This is a genomic window from Stenotrophomonas sp. TWI1409, from assembly GCF_039673015.1.
GTDB classification, from domain to species: domain Bacteria; phylum Pseudomonadota; class Gammaproteobacteria; order Xanthomonadales; family Xanthomonadaceae; genus Stenotrophomonas; species Stenotrophomonas maltophilia_A.
On sequence record NZ_JBDJKU010000026.1, the window covers coordinates 44,019 to 56,826 of the forward strand.

Consider the following 12,808-nt stretch of genomic DNA (forward strand, 5'->3'; position numbering starts at 1 on the left):
TCTGTCGAGGAAACCGAAATGGCAAAGACCTCCATGGTCAACCGCGACATCAAGCGGGAAAAGCTGGCAAAGAAGTACGCTGAAAAGCGTGCAGCTCTGAAGAAGATCGTGTCCTCCGTGGACGCGACCTACGAAGAGAAGATCGACGCCGCAACCAAGCTGGCCAAGCTGCCGCGCGATTCGTCGCCGAGCCGCCAGCGCAACCGTTGCGAGCTGTCGGGTCGTCCGCGTGGCGTCTACAGCAAGTTCGGCCTGGGCCGTAACAAGCTGCGTGAAGCCACCATGCGTGGCGACGTCCCGGGTCTGCGCAAGGCCAGCTGGTAATCCCAGCCGGCCCTGCGATCAGGCGCCCCTTCGGGGGTGCCTGAACCGGGCAGGGGAGGCATTCAGCTTTCCCGACGCAAAAAAACCGAAGAGCCCGGCGCAAGCCGGGCTCTTTTGGCGTATACTCCCGCGTCTTGCCCTGTGCAAACGGGGTTGTAGGAGTGGGCCCTTGGCCCGCTGCATCAAGGGACCTGGCCCGTTTCCAGGAGACAACAGATTTTCGCGAAAGCGGATATCGGTGCACTCAAAGGTACTCATATGAGCATGACTGATCCCATCGCCGACCTGCTGGTCCGCATCAAGAATGCGGCCGCGGTTGGCAAGCAGACGGTGAAAGCCCCGTCGTCCAAGATCAAGGTTGCGATCGCCCAGGTCCTGAAGGACGAGGGTTACATCACCGACCTGCGCGTGACCCAGCTGGAAAACAACAAGTCCGAGCTGGAAATCGTGCTGAAGTATTTCGAAGGCAAGCCGGTCATCGCGACCCTGAAGCGCTTCTCGCGTTCGGGCCTGCGCCAGTACCGCGGCAAGAGCGAGCTGCCGAAGGTCATGAACGGCCTGGGTATCTCCATCATTTCCACCTCCAAGGGCATCATGACTGATGCGCAGGCGCGCCAGCTGGGCGTCGGCGGCGAAGTCCTGTGCTTCGTGGCCTAAGGCGAAAGGAGTAGAACTATGTCCCGCGTAGCCAAGAAGCCGATCGACCTGGGTAAGGTTGAACTGAACGTCCAGTCGGACAGCGTCACCGCCAAGGGCCCGAAGGGTTCCCTGTCGCTGGCCAAGCCGGCCGGTATTGCCATCAACGTCGACAACGGCGTTGCCACCCTGAGCACCGAGAACGCCGAGCTGGTTGCACTGACCGGTACCGTGCGTGCGATCCTGGCCAACATGGTCAAGGGCGTGTCCGAAGGCTTCGAGCGCAAGCTGGAGCTGGTCGGCGTGGGTTACCGCGCTGCCATGCAGGGCAAGGACCTGAGCCTGTCGCTGGGCTTCTCGCACCCGGTCGTGTTCGTGGCGCCGGAAGGCATCACCATCACCACCCCGACCCAGACCGAGATCCTGGTCCAGGGCGCTGACAAGCAGGTCGTCGGTGAAGTTGCCGCCAAGATCCGTGCGTTCCGCAAGCCGGAGCCGTACAAGGGCAAGGGCGTGAAGTACTCCGACGAAGTCATCATCCGTAAGGAAGCCAAGAAGGCGTAAGTGCGAGTCCCTCGCAAGAGCCCGCACATCCTTGTGCGGACTCCTCAGGGAAAAGCCCAACCTTCAGCTTTCAAGGAATAATCAAAATGAACAAGAACATCGCCCGCCTGCGTCGCGCCAAGTCGACCCGCGCCCACATCCGTGAGCTCGGCGTCGCCCGCCTGTCGGTGCTGCGCACCGGCCAGCACCTGTACGCCCAGGTCTTCACCGCCGACGGTTCCAAGGTGCTGGCTGCTGCCAACACCACCCAGACCGACGTCATGGAAGGCCTGAAGAACGGCAAGAACGCCGACGCCGCCGCCAAGGTCGGCCGTATCGTCGCTGAGCGCGCCAAGGCCGCCGGCGTCGAGAAGGTTGCCTTCGATCGTTCGGGCTACCGCTACCACGGCCGCATCAAGGCCCTGGCAGAAGCCGCCCGCGAAGCCGGCCTGCAGTTCTAAGGGATAAGGGCAGGGGACCTGTGGTCTCCTGCCCGCCTGCTCGCCCGCCTGAGTGAGGCTGGACGGCGCCACTCTTCTGCAGTGGCCCACCGGAACAACGCGACATTCCACAACCATAAGCGGCCCCGAGCCGTACATACCCAAACTACCAAGGAATCAAAATGGCAGAAGAGCGTCAGCAGCGGGGTCGCGATCGCGACCGTAACCGCGAAGAGAAAGTCGATGACGGCATGATCGAAAAGCTGGTCGCGGTCAACCGCGTCAGCAAGACCGTCAAGGGTGGCCGCCAGTTCACCTTCACCGCCCTGACCGTGGTCGGCGACGGCGAAGGCAAGGTCGGTTTCGGCTATGGCAAGGCCCGCGAAGTGCCGGTCGCCATCCAGAAGTCGATGGAACAGGCCCGCAAGAACCTGGTCAGCGTTGACCTGAACAACGGCACCCTGTGGCACACCATCAAGGATGGTCACGGCGCAGCCCGCGTGTTCATGCAGCCGGCTTCGGAAGGTACCGGCGTCATCGCCGGCGGTGCCATGCGCGCCGTGCTGGAAGCCGTTGGCGTGAAGAACGTGCTGGCCAAGGCCACCGGTTCGCGCAACCCGATCAACCTGGTGCGTGCCACCGTGAAGGGCCTGTCTGCTGCGCAGTCGCCGGCTCGCATCGCGGCCAAGCGCGGCAAGAAGGTGGAGGAACTCAACCATGGCTAATGAGTCCAACAAGACTGTGAAGGTGCGCCTGGTGCGCGGCCTGCGTGGTGCTCAGTCGCGTCACCGCCTGTCGGTGCGTGCTCTGGGTCTGAACAAGCTCAACGATGTGCGTGAACTGAAGGACAGCCCGCAGGTTCGCGGTCTGATCAACACCGTTCACTACCTCGTCAAGGTTGAGGAGTAATCGATCATGACTCTGCGTCTCAATGAACTGAGCCCGGCACCGGGCGCCCGCACCGAGCGCACCCGCGTCGGTCGCGGTATCGGCTCGGGCCTGGGCAAGACTGCCGGCCGCGGCCACAAGGGTTCGTTCGCCCGTAAGGGTGGCGGCAAGATCAAGGCTGGCTTCGAAGGCGGCCAGACCCCCATGCAGCGTCGTCTGCCGAAGATCGGCTTCCGTTCGCCGATCGCCAAGGACACCGCTGAAGTGCTGCTGTACGCGCTGGACAAGCTGCCGGCCGGTGAGATCGACTTCGCCGCCCTGCGTGCTGCCAAGCTGGTCCCGAGCACTGCAAAGAAGGCCAAGGTCGTCGTCAAGGGCGAAGTGACCAAGGCGTTCACCCTGAAGGGTATCGCTGCCACGGCTGGTGCCAAGGCTGCGATCGAAGCTGCCGGCGGCAGCGTAACGGAGTAAGAAAATCATGGCGCAAGCTGGCATCGGTAACCTCGCGGGCGGAATGGGCAAGTTCACTGAACTTCGCCAACGTTTGCTGTTCGTCGTCGGGGCTTTGATCGTCTATCGCATCGGCTGCTACGTGCCGGTGCCGGGCGTCAATCCCGATGCCATGCTTGCCATGATGCAACAGCAGGGCGGCGGCATCGTGGACATGTTCAACATGTTCTCGGGCGGCGCCCTGCACCGTTTCAGCATCTTCGCGCTGAACGTGATGCCGTACATTTCGGCATCGATCGTGATGCAGCTGGCCGTGCACATCTTCCCCGCCCTGAAGGCGATGCAGAAGGAAGGTGAGTCCGGCCGCCGCAAGATCACCCAGTATTCGCGCATCGGCGCCGTGCTGCTGGCAGTGGTGCAGGGCGGCTCGATCGCACTGGCCCTGCAGGGCCAGGTCTCGCCGTCGGGCGCTCCGGTCGTGTACGCGCCGGGCATGGGCTTCGTGCTCACCGCCGTGGTCGCGCTGACCGCCGGCACCATGTTCCTGATGTGGGTCGGTGAGCAGGTCACCGAGCGCGGCATCGGCAATGGCGTGTCGCTGATCATCTTCGCCGGTATCGTCGCTGGCCTGCCGGGTGCGATCATCCACACCTTCGACGCCTACCGCGACGGCAACATCCAGTTCATCCAGCTGCTGCTGATCGCCATCGTCGTGCTCGCCTTCACCTTCTTCGTGGTGTTCGTCGAGCGTGGCCAGCGCCGGATCACGGTCAACTACGCGCGCCGCCAGGGCGGTCGCAACGCGTACATGAACCAGACCTCGTTCCTGCCGCTGAAGCTCAACATGGCCGGCGTCATCCCGGCGATCTTCGCCTCGAGCCTGCTGGCCTTCCCGGCCACCCTGGCCATGTGGTCCGGCCAGGCTGCCAACCAGAGCAGCTTCGGCCAGGCCCTGCAGAAGGTCGCCAACGCGCTCGGCCCGGGCGAGCCGCTGCACATGATCGTGTTCGCTGCGCTGATCACCGGTTTCGCGTTCTTCTATACCGCGCTGGTGTTCAACTCGCAGGAAACCGCCGACAACCTGAAGAAGTCGGGCGCGCTGATTCCGGGCATCCGTCCGGGCAAGGCCACTGCCGATTACATCGACGGCGTGCTGACCCGCCTGACCGCGGCCGGCTCGGCCTACCTGGTGATCGTCTGCCTGCTGCCGGAGCTGATGCGCACGCAGCTGAACGCCTCGTTCTACTTCGGCGGTACTTCGCTGCTGATCGTGGTGGTGGTGGTGATGGACTTCATCGCCCAGGTGCAGGCGCACCTGATGTCCCACCAGTACGAGAGCCTGCTGAAGAAGGCCAACCTGAAGGGTGGCAACCGCGGCGGTTTTGCCCGCGGCTGATTGGCCTGTTATACTTTCGTCTTCCTGACGTGATGGTCCCTCCGCTTCGCGGACTCCGGCCACACAAACGAAGGGCGGCCCCCGCAGCGGTTCCGGGTGGGGGTGTGATGAGGTGGTCCCGCGCTGGAGTAGCGCGGGCGGCTCCGGGGGAAACCCCAGGTCCAACCCCATCCGGCGCCGGAGCCTGGGCACACTCCCCAGGCCGGGTTCATGAAACCAATGGTTTCACGGGCTTCCATGTAAACCGGAACCTTGTTAGTATCGCTAGTTCACTTTTTTGATCCATCCTGCCGGATTGGCGTGCCCGAGGCGCGCTGTCGGCCATCACTCAGCTGGAGAACCGCGTCATGGCGCGTATTGCAGGCGTCAACCTGCCAGCCCAGAAGCACGTCTGGGTCGGGTTGCAAAGCATTTACGGCATCGGCCGTACCCGTTCGAAGAAGGTCTGCGAAGTCGCAGGCGTTGCTTCGACCACCAAGATCCGCGATCTGTCGGAGCCGGAAATCGAGCGCCTGCGCGCCGAAGTCGGCAAGTACATCGTGGAAGGCGATCTGCGCCGTGAGATCGGCATCGCGATCAAGCGCCTGATGGACCTGGGCTGCTACCGCGGCCTGCGTCACCGTCGTGGCCTCCCGCTGCGTGGCCAGCGCACCCGTACCAACGCCCGCACCCGCAAGGGTCCGCGCAAGGCGATCAAGAAGTAAGGGACTGAGAAATGGCTAAGCCCGCTGCTAAGACCAAGAAGAAGATCAAGCGCGTCGTCACCGACGGCGTTGCCCACGTCCACGCTTCGTTCAACAACACCATCGTCACCATTACCGACCGCCAGGGCAACGCTCTGTCGTGGGCGACCTCCGGTGGCGCTGGCTTCCGCGGTTCGCGCAAGTCGACCCCGTTCGCTGCCCAGGTGGCTGCTGAAAAGGCCGGTCGTGCTGCGCTGGACTACGGCGTGAAGTCGCTGGAAGTCCGCATCAAGGGCCCGGGTCCGGGCCGTGAGTCGGCCGTGCGTTCGTTGAACAACGTCGGCTACAAGATCACCAACATCATCGACGTGACGCCTATCCCGCACAACGGGTGCCGTCCGCCGAAGAAGCGTCGCGTCTAAAGGGAGCGATAAGAAATGGCTCGTTATATCGGTCCTACCTGTAAGCTCGCCCGTCGCGAAGGCGCCGACCTGTCCCTGAAGAGCCCGGCGCGTGCGCTGGACTCGAAGTGCAAGCTGGAGCAGAAGCCCGGCCAGCACGGCGCCACTGCCCGCAAGGGCAAGCTGTCCGACTACGCCACCCAGCTGCGTGAAAAGCAGAAGGTCAAGCGTATCTACGGCCTGCTGGAGCGTCAGTTCCGCAACTACTACAAGAAGGCCTCGACCAAGAAGGGCAACACCGGCGAGAACCTGCTGCAGCTGCTGGAAACCCGCCTGGACAACGTCGTCTACCGCATGGGCTTCGCCGTGACCCGTCCGGCTGCCCGTCAGCTGGTGTCGCACCGCGGCGTCACCGTGAATGGCAAGTCGGTCAACCTGGCTTCGTACCAGGTCAAGGCTGGCGACGCCATCGCTCTGTCTGAAAAGGCTGCCAAGCAGCTGCGCGTCCAGGAAGCCCTGACCGTCGCCGCCCAGCATGACCTGAGCCCGTCGTGGGTTGAAGTGGATTCCGGTAAGTTCACCGGCATCTTCAAGGCTGTTCCGGATCGTTCGGATCTGCCTGCGGACATCAACGAAGCGCTGATCGTCGAGCTGTATTCGAAGTAATTCACATTGGAGAGCCCCCGGCGACGGCCGGGGGTTCACTAGGAGAACCCGCAACATGACGGTTACCGCCAACCAGGTTCTGCGTCCTCGCGGTCCGCAGATCGAACGCCTTACCGACACCCGTGCAAAGGTCGTTATCGAACCTTTGGAGCGGGGTTACGGGCATACGCTGGGTAATGCCCTGCGTCGCGTGCTGCTGTCGTCCATCCCGGGCTTCGCCATCACGGAAGTCGAAATCGACGGCGTGTTGCATGAGTACACCACGGTCGAAGGTCTGCAGGAGGACGTGCTCGAAGTCCTGCTGAACCTCAAGGACGTGGCCATCCGTATGCACTCCGGCGACAGCGCCACCCTGTCCCTGTCCAAGCAGGGCCCGGGCGTTGTCACCGCTGCCGACATCAAGGTCGACCACAATGTGGAGATCCTGAACGGCGAACACGTGATCTGCCACCTGACCAAGGATACGGCGATCAACATGCGTCTGAAGATCGAACGTGGTTTCGGCTACCAGCCGGCTGCCGCGCGTCGTCGTCCGGACGAAGAAACCCGTGCCATCGGCCGTCTGGTCCTGGATGCCTCGTTCTCGCCGGTCCGCCGCGTCGCCTATGCCGTGGAAGCGGCCCGCGTCGAACAGCGTACCGACCTGGACAAGCTGGTCATCGATATCGAGACCAACGGCACCATCGACGCCGAGGAAGCCGTGCGCACCGCCGCCGACATCCTCAGCGACCAGCTGTCGGTGTTCGGTGACTTCACCCACCGCGACCGCGGTGCAGCCAAGCCGGCCAACAACGGCGTGGATCCGGTGCTGCTGCGCCCGATCGACGATCTGGAGCTGACCGTGCGTTCGGCCAACTGCCTGAAGGCTGAAAGCATCTACTACATCGGCGATCTGATCCAGAAGACCGAAGTGGAGCTGCTGAAGACCCCGAACCTGGGCAAGAAGTCGCTCACCGAGATCAAGGAAGTGCTGGCTCAGCGCGGCCTGTCGCTCGGCATGAAGCTGGAGAACTGGCCGCCGGCCGGTGTCGCCAGCCACGGCATGCTGGGCTGATATCGGTAATGTCTGAAGGCTCCACCGTTCGCGGTGGGGCCTTCAACGCAACACAACATGCCATGACGAACCCCAGGTTCGCGTGGCAGGTCGTCCAGGACGGGCGGCCAGGACCAACCGCAGTCCGCGCAGCAACGCCAGGATGGCGACAACGATCCGCACAGTCTCATCATTAACCAAGGAATATCACCATGCGTCACCAGAAGTCTGGCCGTAAGTTCAGCCGTACCAGCGCCCACCGCGAAGCGATGTTCAAGAACATGGCTGCCTCGCTGTTCAAGCACGAGCTGATCAAGACCACCCTGCCGAAGGCCAAGGAACTGCGCCGCGTTGCCGAGCCGCTGATCACCCTGGCCAAGGTCGATTCCGTCGCCAACCGCCGTCTGGCCTTCGCCCGCCTGCGCGACAACGAAGCCGTGGGCAACCTGTTCACCATCCTGGGCCCGCGCTACGCGAACCGTCCGGGCGGCTACCTGCGTCTGCTGAAGTGCGGCTTCCGCGCTGGCGACAACGCGCCGATGGCCTACGTCGAGCTGGTTGACCGTCCGGTCGTGGCCGAGGAAGTGGCCGAGTAATCGGACCGCTCCAATGCGACACAGCGAAAGCCCGGCCTCTGCCGGGCTTTTGCGTTTCCGGGGGCGGATCCCTTTCTGCAGGAAAGGGCTCTGACCCACACCGTTCCGACAGGCGTCACCTGTGGCGGTTCGAATGGCGCGCACTCTCGGTTACGCTTGGCGCCTGATCCATTCGAGCGTTGACGATGAATCCACTGCGCTGGCCCTTCCGCGCCCAGTTCTTCCTGGGCTTCCTGATCTGCGCGGGCCTGCTTGGCTACGCGATCTTCCTGCAGCTGAAGATGGGCCTGGAGCCGTGTCCGCTGTGCATCTTCCAGCGCCTGGCCTTCGCTGCGCTTGGCCTGCTGTTCCTGATCGGTGCACTGCATGGTCCGTCCAACCGCCCCGGACGCGCGACCTATGGCGTGCTGGCGTTCATTGCCGCCGCAGTGGGCGTGGGCATCGCCGCGCGCCACGTCTACGTGCAGATGCTGCCGCCGGAAATGGGGTCCACCTGTGGCCCGCCGCTGGCCTTCCTGAGCGAAACCATGGGGCCGCTGGAAGTGTTCCGCACGGTGCTGACCGGCACTGGCAACTGCGGCAACATCGACTGGACCTTCCTGGGCCTGACCATGCCGATGTGGTCGGGCGTGTGGTTCGTGCTGCTGGCGCTGTGGGCGCTGGTGGTGTCGCTGCGCAAGGTCAAGCGCTGAAGCAGGGTAGTGGGGGGGGGGGGGCGCCGTCGCCCCCGCGGGGCGGGGGGGGGGGCCGGCGCGGCGGCCCCCCCACCGCGGGAAGGCCGGCCAGCGGCCGGCACTATCTCAGAAATCCTGCTGCAGGCTCAGGTAGGCGCCGCGGCGCGGTCCCCATTGCGGGGCGAACACGCCGACGCCACCGCCATCGCGCAGCTGGTAGCTGCGGTCCAACGCGTTGATCACCGCCAGCTGCACATGCAGTGGATGGCCGCTGTCGACGTTGAAGTCGTGCCCGGCGCTGAGGTTCACCTGCAGGTAGGACGGCAGCTCGCCACCGTTGGGTACGCCCTCGATGTCCGAACGCAGGCCACTGCCGAACACGTAGTTGGCCCCGATCCGGTTGTGCCCGGCGAAGGCGTAGCTGAGGCCACCCGACGAGGTCAGCTTCTGGTCGTGGTCCAGGTGGATCCAGTGGTTGGCCACATAGGCCAGCGCCTCGGGATCGAGGTTGTACTGGCTGGTGATGACATCCGTACCGATGGCCTTGTTCAGCGCCGCATTGAAGTAGGCGCTGAACGGGCCGTTGCTGTAGTCGGCACTGAACTCCAGGCCACGGATGTGTCCGCGGCGGTAGTTGAAGGTCGAGTAGATGTAGGCGGCGCCGAACTGGCCTTCGTCCTGCAGGCGCGCGACGCGGCGGTCGTACGCATCCAGTCCAAGGGTCAGGTGTTCGCCCAGTTGCTGCGAGACGCCGATGTCGTAGTAGTCGCTGCGCTCGGCCAGCGGCGTGTTGTTGCCGCCGCTGGGCTGCTGGTTGGTGGTGCCGTCGTACAGGGCGATGTCGCTGCTGGCGATCAGTTCACTGGCCGGTGGCGTGAAATAGCGCGAATAGCCGGCATGCACGGTGGTGCTGTCGCTGGCATTCCAGACCACGCCCACGCGCGGGCTGAGCTGGCCCTCGGTGCGGCCGAAGGCCTTGTAGCGGTCACCGCGCAGACCGTAGTTGACGGTCCAGTCGTCGCCGATTTTCCACTCATCCTGTACGTACAACGCCAGCGTGCTGGCATGGAAGGCGCTGTGGTCAGGAATCAGCAGCGGCGTGGTGCTGGACTGCTGGCCGCCGTCATCAACCGGGAACACCCAGCTGTTGCTGCTGGCCCGTGCGTTCTCGTAGTTGCCGTACAAGCCGTAGCGCAGCGTGTGGTCGTTGCCCAGTGGTGTGGAGAAGTCGGCCTGCAGGGTGTTGGCACGGTTGCTGCGCCGCACCTGCGAGGCGACGCCACTGAACACCAGATCGCCGATGACGTCCGGGTTGAACGCTGCATCGCTGTAGCGCTGCCCGGCGGACAGCTGGTAGGCGGTGCTGCCCAGCGTGCCCTGCAGTACCAGCATGCCGAAGCGGGTGGTCTCGCGCTGGGTCTCATCCAGCTGGCTGGAATCGAAGGTGGTGGTGTCCAGGTAACCGAACTGCGGCGTCTGCCCTGGATTGACCGGAATCTGGAAACGGTTGTTGGCGAAACCGGCGAACACACTCAGGCGGGTGTTCTCGTTGACCAGGTAGGTCAGGTCGGCGAAGGCCTTGCCCTGGTGGGTATCGTCGTGCAACGGCTTGCGCGAGTTGGTCGGATTCTCCAGGCCGACTTCGTTCTGGTCGTAGTTGCCGGTCAGGAACCAGCTCCAGCGTCCCTGGTTGCCCCACCAGGAGGCATTCGGGTTCACCTTGCCGAACGAGCCGGTGGTCAGTCCGGCGCTGCCACCGTTGCCCAGCTCGGCGCCATTGCGGGTGGTGATGTCGACCACCGCCGCGGTGCGCTCGCCGAACTGCGCCGACAACGCGCCGTCCATCAGGCGGATGCTCTTGATGGTGCGCGCATCCAGGGTCTGGCCGAAGCCGGAAATCGACTCGGGCAGCAGTACGCCGTTGATCCGGTACTGCAGGTTGGCGTGGTCGCCGCGCACGTGCACGCCGCCATAGGAATCCTGGACCACGCCGGGTGCCTGCAGCAGCACCTGGCTGAGCGGCGCGGAGGCGCCCAGCGGCTGCTTCTGGATGTCCTCGGCGGTGATCTGGTACTGGCTGCTGCCGATGTCCGGCGACAACGCGTTGCGGGCCTGGTCGAGCTGGGCGCTGACGGTGACCGTGTCCAGGTCCTTGACCGCAGGCCCGGCACCATCGGCGGCGGCCGCGAAGGCGGGCAGGCTGGCCAGGGCCAGGGCGAAGGTGATGCCGGTAGCGAGGGGCGAGGGCTTCATGATGGGAAGAGTGATGGCAGGGCGTGGAAGGGGCCGGTCCATGACGTGGAAGTGTTACTCCGTAACAGATCATGCGCCTGCCTTGAGCGGCTGACCATGCTGGATCTGGCTGCTCGCATCGGCCTTTCCCTGCCGTTCAGGCGGCCTGGCCGAGCAGGTCGGCCCTTTGCGCCAGCGGCTGGCTCTGCGACCATGACCGCCCCCCATCCCGGAAGTCTGCAATGAGCCTGTCCGCCGTTCCGCCCGTGCCCGATCCCGCCGCAGCCGCCACTGGCGCCGCCTGGTCGCCGGAGAGCTGGCGTGGCAAGACCGCGCTGCAGATGCCGACCTACCCGGACCCGGTGGCGCTGGACGCCGCCCTGCACGAGCTGAAGCGGCTGCCGCCGCTGGTGACTTCCTGGGAGATCCTGGCGCTGAAGCAGCAGCTGGCCGAGGCGCAGGAAGGCAAGCGCTTCCTGCTGCAGGGCGGCGACTGCGCGGAGAACTTCAGCGACTGCGAATCGGGCACCATTTCCAACCGGCTGAAGGTGCTGCTGCAGATGAGCCTGGTGCTGGTGCATGGCCTGCGCCAGCCGGTGATCCGCGTCGGCCGTTTCGCCGGCCAGTACGCCAAGCCACGTTCGGCCGATACCGAGACCCGCGACGGCGTGACCCTGCCCAGCTACCGCGGTGATGTCATCAACGCGCCGGCCTTCACCGAAGCGGCGCGGCTGCCGGATCCGAAGCGGATGCTGCAGGCCCACGCGCACTCGGCGATGACCATGAACTTCGTGCGTGCGCTGATCGACGGCGGTTTCGCTGACCTGCACCACCCCGAGTACTGGAACCTGGAATGGGTGAGCCATTCGCCGTTGGCCGCCGACTACCAGAAGATGGTGGCCTCGATCGGCGATGCAGTGCATTTCATGGAGACCCTGGCCGGGGCCCGCGTGCACAACCTCAACCGCATCGATTTCTACACCTCGCATGAAGCGCTGCTGTTGCCCTACGAGCAGGCGTTGACCCGGCAGGTGCCGCGCCAGCAGGGCTGGTTGAACCTGAGCACGCACTACCCGTGGATCGGCATGCGCACGGCCGCGCTCGATGGCGCGCACGTGGAATACCTGCGTGGCGTGCGCAACCCTATCGCGATCAAGGTCGGCCCGTCGGTGACGCCGGACCAGCTGCTGCGCCTGATCGATGTGCTCAACCCGCATGACGAGCCGGGTCGACTGAGCTTCATTCACCGCATGGGTGCAGCGCAGATCGCCGAGAAGCTGCCGCCGCTGCTGGATGCGGTCAAGCGCGATGGCCGCCGCGTGCTGTGGGTCTGCGACGCGATGCATGGCAATACCGAGAGCACCGCCAATGGCTTCAAGACGCGCCGCTTCGACAACGTGCGTGGCGAAGTGGAGATGTCGTTTGATCTGCACGCGGCCGCAGGAACGCGACTGGGCGGTGTGCACCTGGAGCTGACCGGCGAAGACGTGACCGAGTGCACCGGTGGCGCGCGCGAACTGACCGAACGTGACCTGGAGCGCGCCTACCGTTCGACGGTGGACCCGCGGTTGAACTACGAGCAGTCGCTGGAGATCGCGATGGCGATCGTGCGCAAGCAGGAACAAGTGCGGTAAGGGTTTTTCGGCAGGGCTTGCAGCCCTGCACCTGCTGCAGTCAACGTCAACGTCAACAGCGGGCATTCCGTGGGTTGGCGGGGCGGTGTCGGAGTGCGGGGACGCCGCAAGTACGTCCCTGTAGCAACTGTGTTGCTGGAGAGTCTCAGGCCCGTCAGGTAAACGGGCACGGTAGTGCCGGCCGCTGGCCGGCAGCCTTTGGTCTTTCGCCC

General features: G+C 64.6%; 16 protein-coding genes. 15 read left to right on the top strand and 1 reads right to left on the bottom strand.

Annotation, left to right across the window (positions count from 1 at the left end):
- Positions 1-18 precede the first annotated feature (18 nt).
- The 14 genes from rpsN (at position 19) to ABE423_RS10760 (ending at position 8,748) form a co-directional block, all read left to right on the top strand.
- A complete protein-coding gene (rpsN, locus tag ABE423_RS10695) occupies positions 19-324 on the top strand; it encodes a 30S ribosomal protein S14 (RefSeq protein ID WP_005408209.1) in 306 nt (101 codons plus the stop codon).
- A 258-nt stretch (positions 325-582) separates the two neighbouring features.
- Entirely contained in the window at positions 583-981 is a 399-nt protein-coding gene (gene rpsH, locus ABE423_RS10700) for a 30S ribosomal protein S8 (RefSeq protein ID WP_005408210.1), read from the top strand.
- An 18-nt stretch (positions 982-999) separates the two neighbouring features.
- Complete coding sequence (gene rplF, locus ABE423_RS10705) at positions 1,000-1,524, top strand: 50S ribosomal protein L6 (protein WP_010483977.1); 525 nt, start codon at positions 1,000-1,002, stop codon at positions 1,522-1,524.
- Between the two features lie 80 nt (positions 1,525-1,604).
- Positions 1,605-1,964: a 50S ribosomal protein L18 gene (gene rplR / locus ABE423_RS10710; protein ID WP_024957318.1), complete on the top strand. Its 360-nt coding sequence runs from the start codon at positions 1,605-1,607 to the stop codon at positions 1,962-1,964.
- Positions 1,965-2,125: 161 nt separating this feature from the next.
- Positions 2,126-2,668: a 30S ribosomal protein S5 gene (rpsE, locus tag ABE423_RS10715; protein WP_004145411.1), complete on the top strand. Its 543-nt coding sequence runs from the start codon at positions 2,126-2,128 to the stop codon at positions 2,666-2,668.
- Entirely contained in the window at positions 2,661-2,852 is a 192-nt protein-coding gene (gene rpmD / locus ABE423_RS10720) for a 50S ribosomal protein L30 (RefSeq protein WP_004145412.1), read from the top strand. Before rpsE ends, rpmD begins: the two co-directional genes overlap by 8 nt.
- Before the next feature lie 6 nt (positions 2,853-2,858).
- On the top strand, positions 2,859-3,302 hold the full coding sequence (rplO, locus tag ABE423_RS10725; protein WP_004154498.1) for a 50S ribosomal protein L15: 444 nt from the start codon (positions 2,859-2,861) through the stop codon (positions 3,300-3,302).
- A 7-nt stretch (positions 3,303-3,309) separates the two neighbouring features.
- Positions 3,310-4,677, top strand: a complete 1,368-nt coding sequence (gene secY / locus ABE423_RS10730; RefSeq protein ID WP_125895182.1) for a preprotein translocase subunit SecY — start codon at positions 3,310-3,312, stop codon at positions 4,675-4,677.
- A gap of 347 nt (positions 4,678-5,024) precedes the next feature.
- Positions 5,025-5,381, top strand: a complete 357-nt coding sequence (gene rpsM, locus ABE423_RS10735) for a 30S ribosomal protein S13 (protein ID WP_004154500.1) — start codon at positions 5,025-5,027, stop codon at positions 5,379-5,381.
- 11 nt (positions 5,382-5,392) lie between these two features.
- Positions 5,393-5,782, top strand: a complete 390-nt coding sequence (rpsK, locus tag ABE423_RS10740) for a 30S ribosomal protein S11 (RefSeq protein ID WP_004145443.1) — start codon at positions 5,393-5,395, stop codon at positions 5,780-5,782.
- Positions 5,783-5,797: 15 nt separating this feature from the next.
- The gene (rpsD, locus tag ABE423_RS10745) at positions 5,798-6,427 is read left to right on the top strand and encodes a 30S ribosomal protein S4 (RefSeq protein ID WP_004145446.1); all 630 of its coding nucleotides are present in this window, start codon (positions 5,798-5,800) and stop codon (positions 6,425-6,427) included.
- A 55-nt stretch (positions 6,428-6,482) separates the two neighbouring features.
- Positions 6,483-7,481 (top strand): DNA-directed RNA polymerase subunit alpha, encoded by a 999-nt coding sequence (gene rpoA, locus ABE423_RS10750; protein ID WP_010483975.1) that lies wholly within the window; start codon positions 6,483-6,485, stop codon positions 7,479-7,481.
- Between the two features lie 191 nt (positions 7,482-7,672).
- Positions 7,673-8,056 (top strand): 50S ribosomal protein L17, encoded by a 384-nt coding sequence (gene rplQ, locus ABE423_RS10755; protein ID WP_005408217.1) that lies wholly within the window; start codon positions 7,673-7,675, stop codon positions 8,054-8,056.
- A gap of 185 nt (positions 8,057-8,241) precedes the next feature.
- A complete protein-coding gene (locus ABE423_RS10760; protein WP_010483974.1) occupies positions 8,242-8,748 on the top strand; it encodes a disulfide bond formation protein B in 507 nt (168 codons plus the stop codon).
- Between the two features lie 108 nt (positions 8,749-8,856).
- Here ABE423_RS10760 and ABE423_RS10765 read toward each other — a convergent pair whose 3' ends face one another.
- Complete coding sequence (locus tag ABE423_RS10765) at positions 8,857-10,983, bottom strand: TonB-dependent receptor (RefSeq protein ID WP_346485993.1); 2,127 nt, start codon at positions 10,981-10,983, stop codon at positions 8,857-8,859.
- A 221-nt stretch (positions 10,984-11,204) separates the two neighbouring features.
- Between ABE423_RS10765 and ABE423_RS10770 the strand changes: the two genes are divergently transcribed.
- On the top strand, positions 11,205-12,596 hold the full coding sequence (locus ABE423_RS10770; protein ID WP_032129763.1) for a 3-deoxy-7-phosphoheptulonate synthase class II: 1,392 nt from the start codon (positions 11,205-11,207) through the stop codon (positions 12,594-12,596).
- Positions 12,597-12,808: the final 212 nt, after the last annotated feature.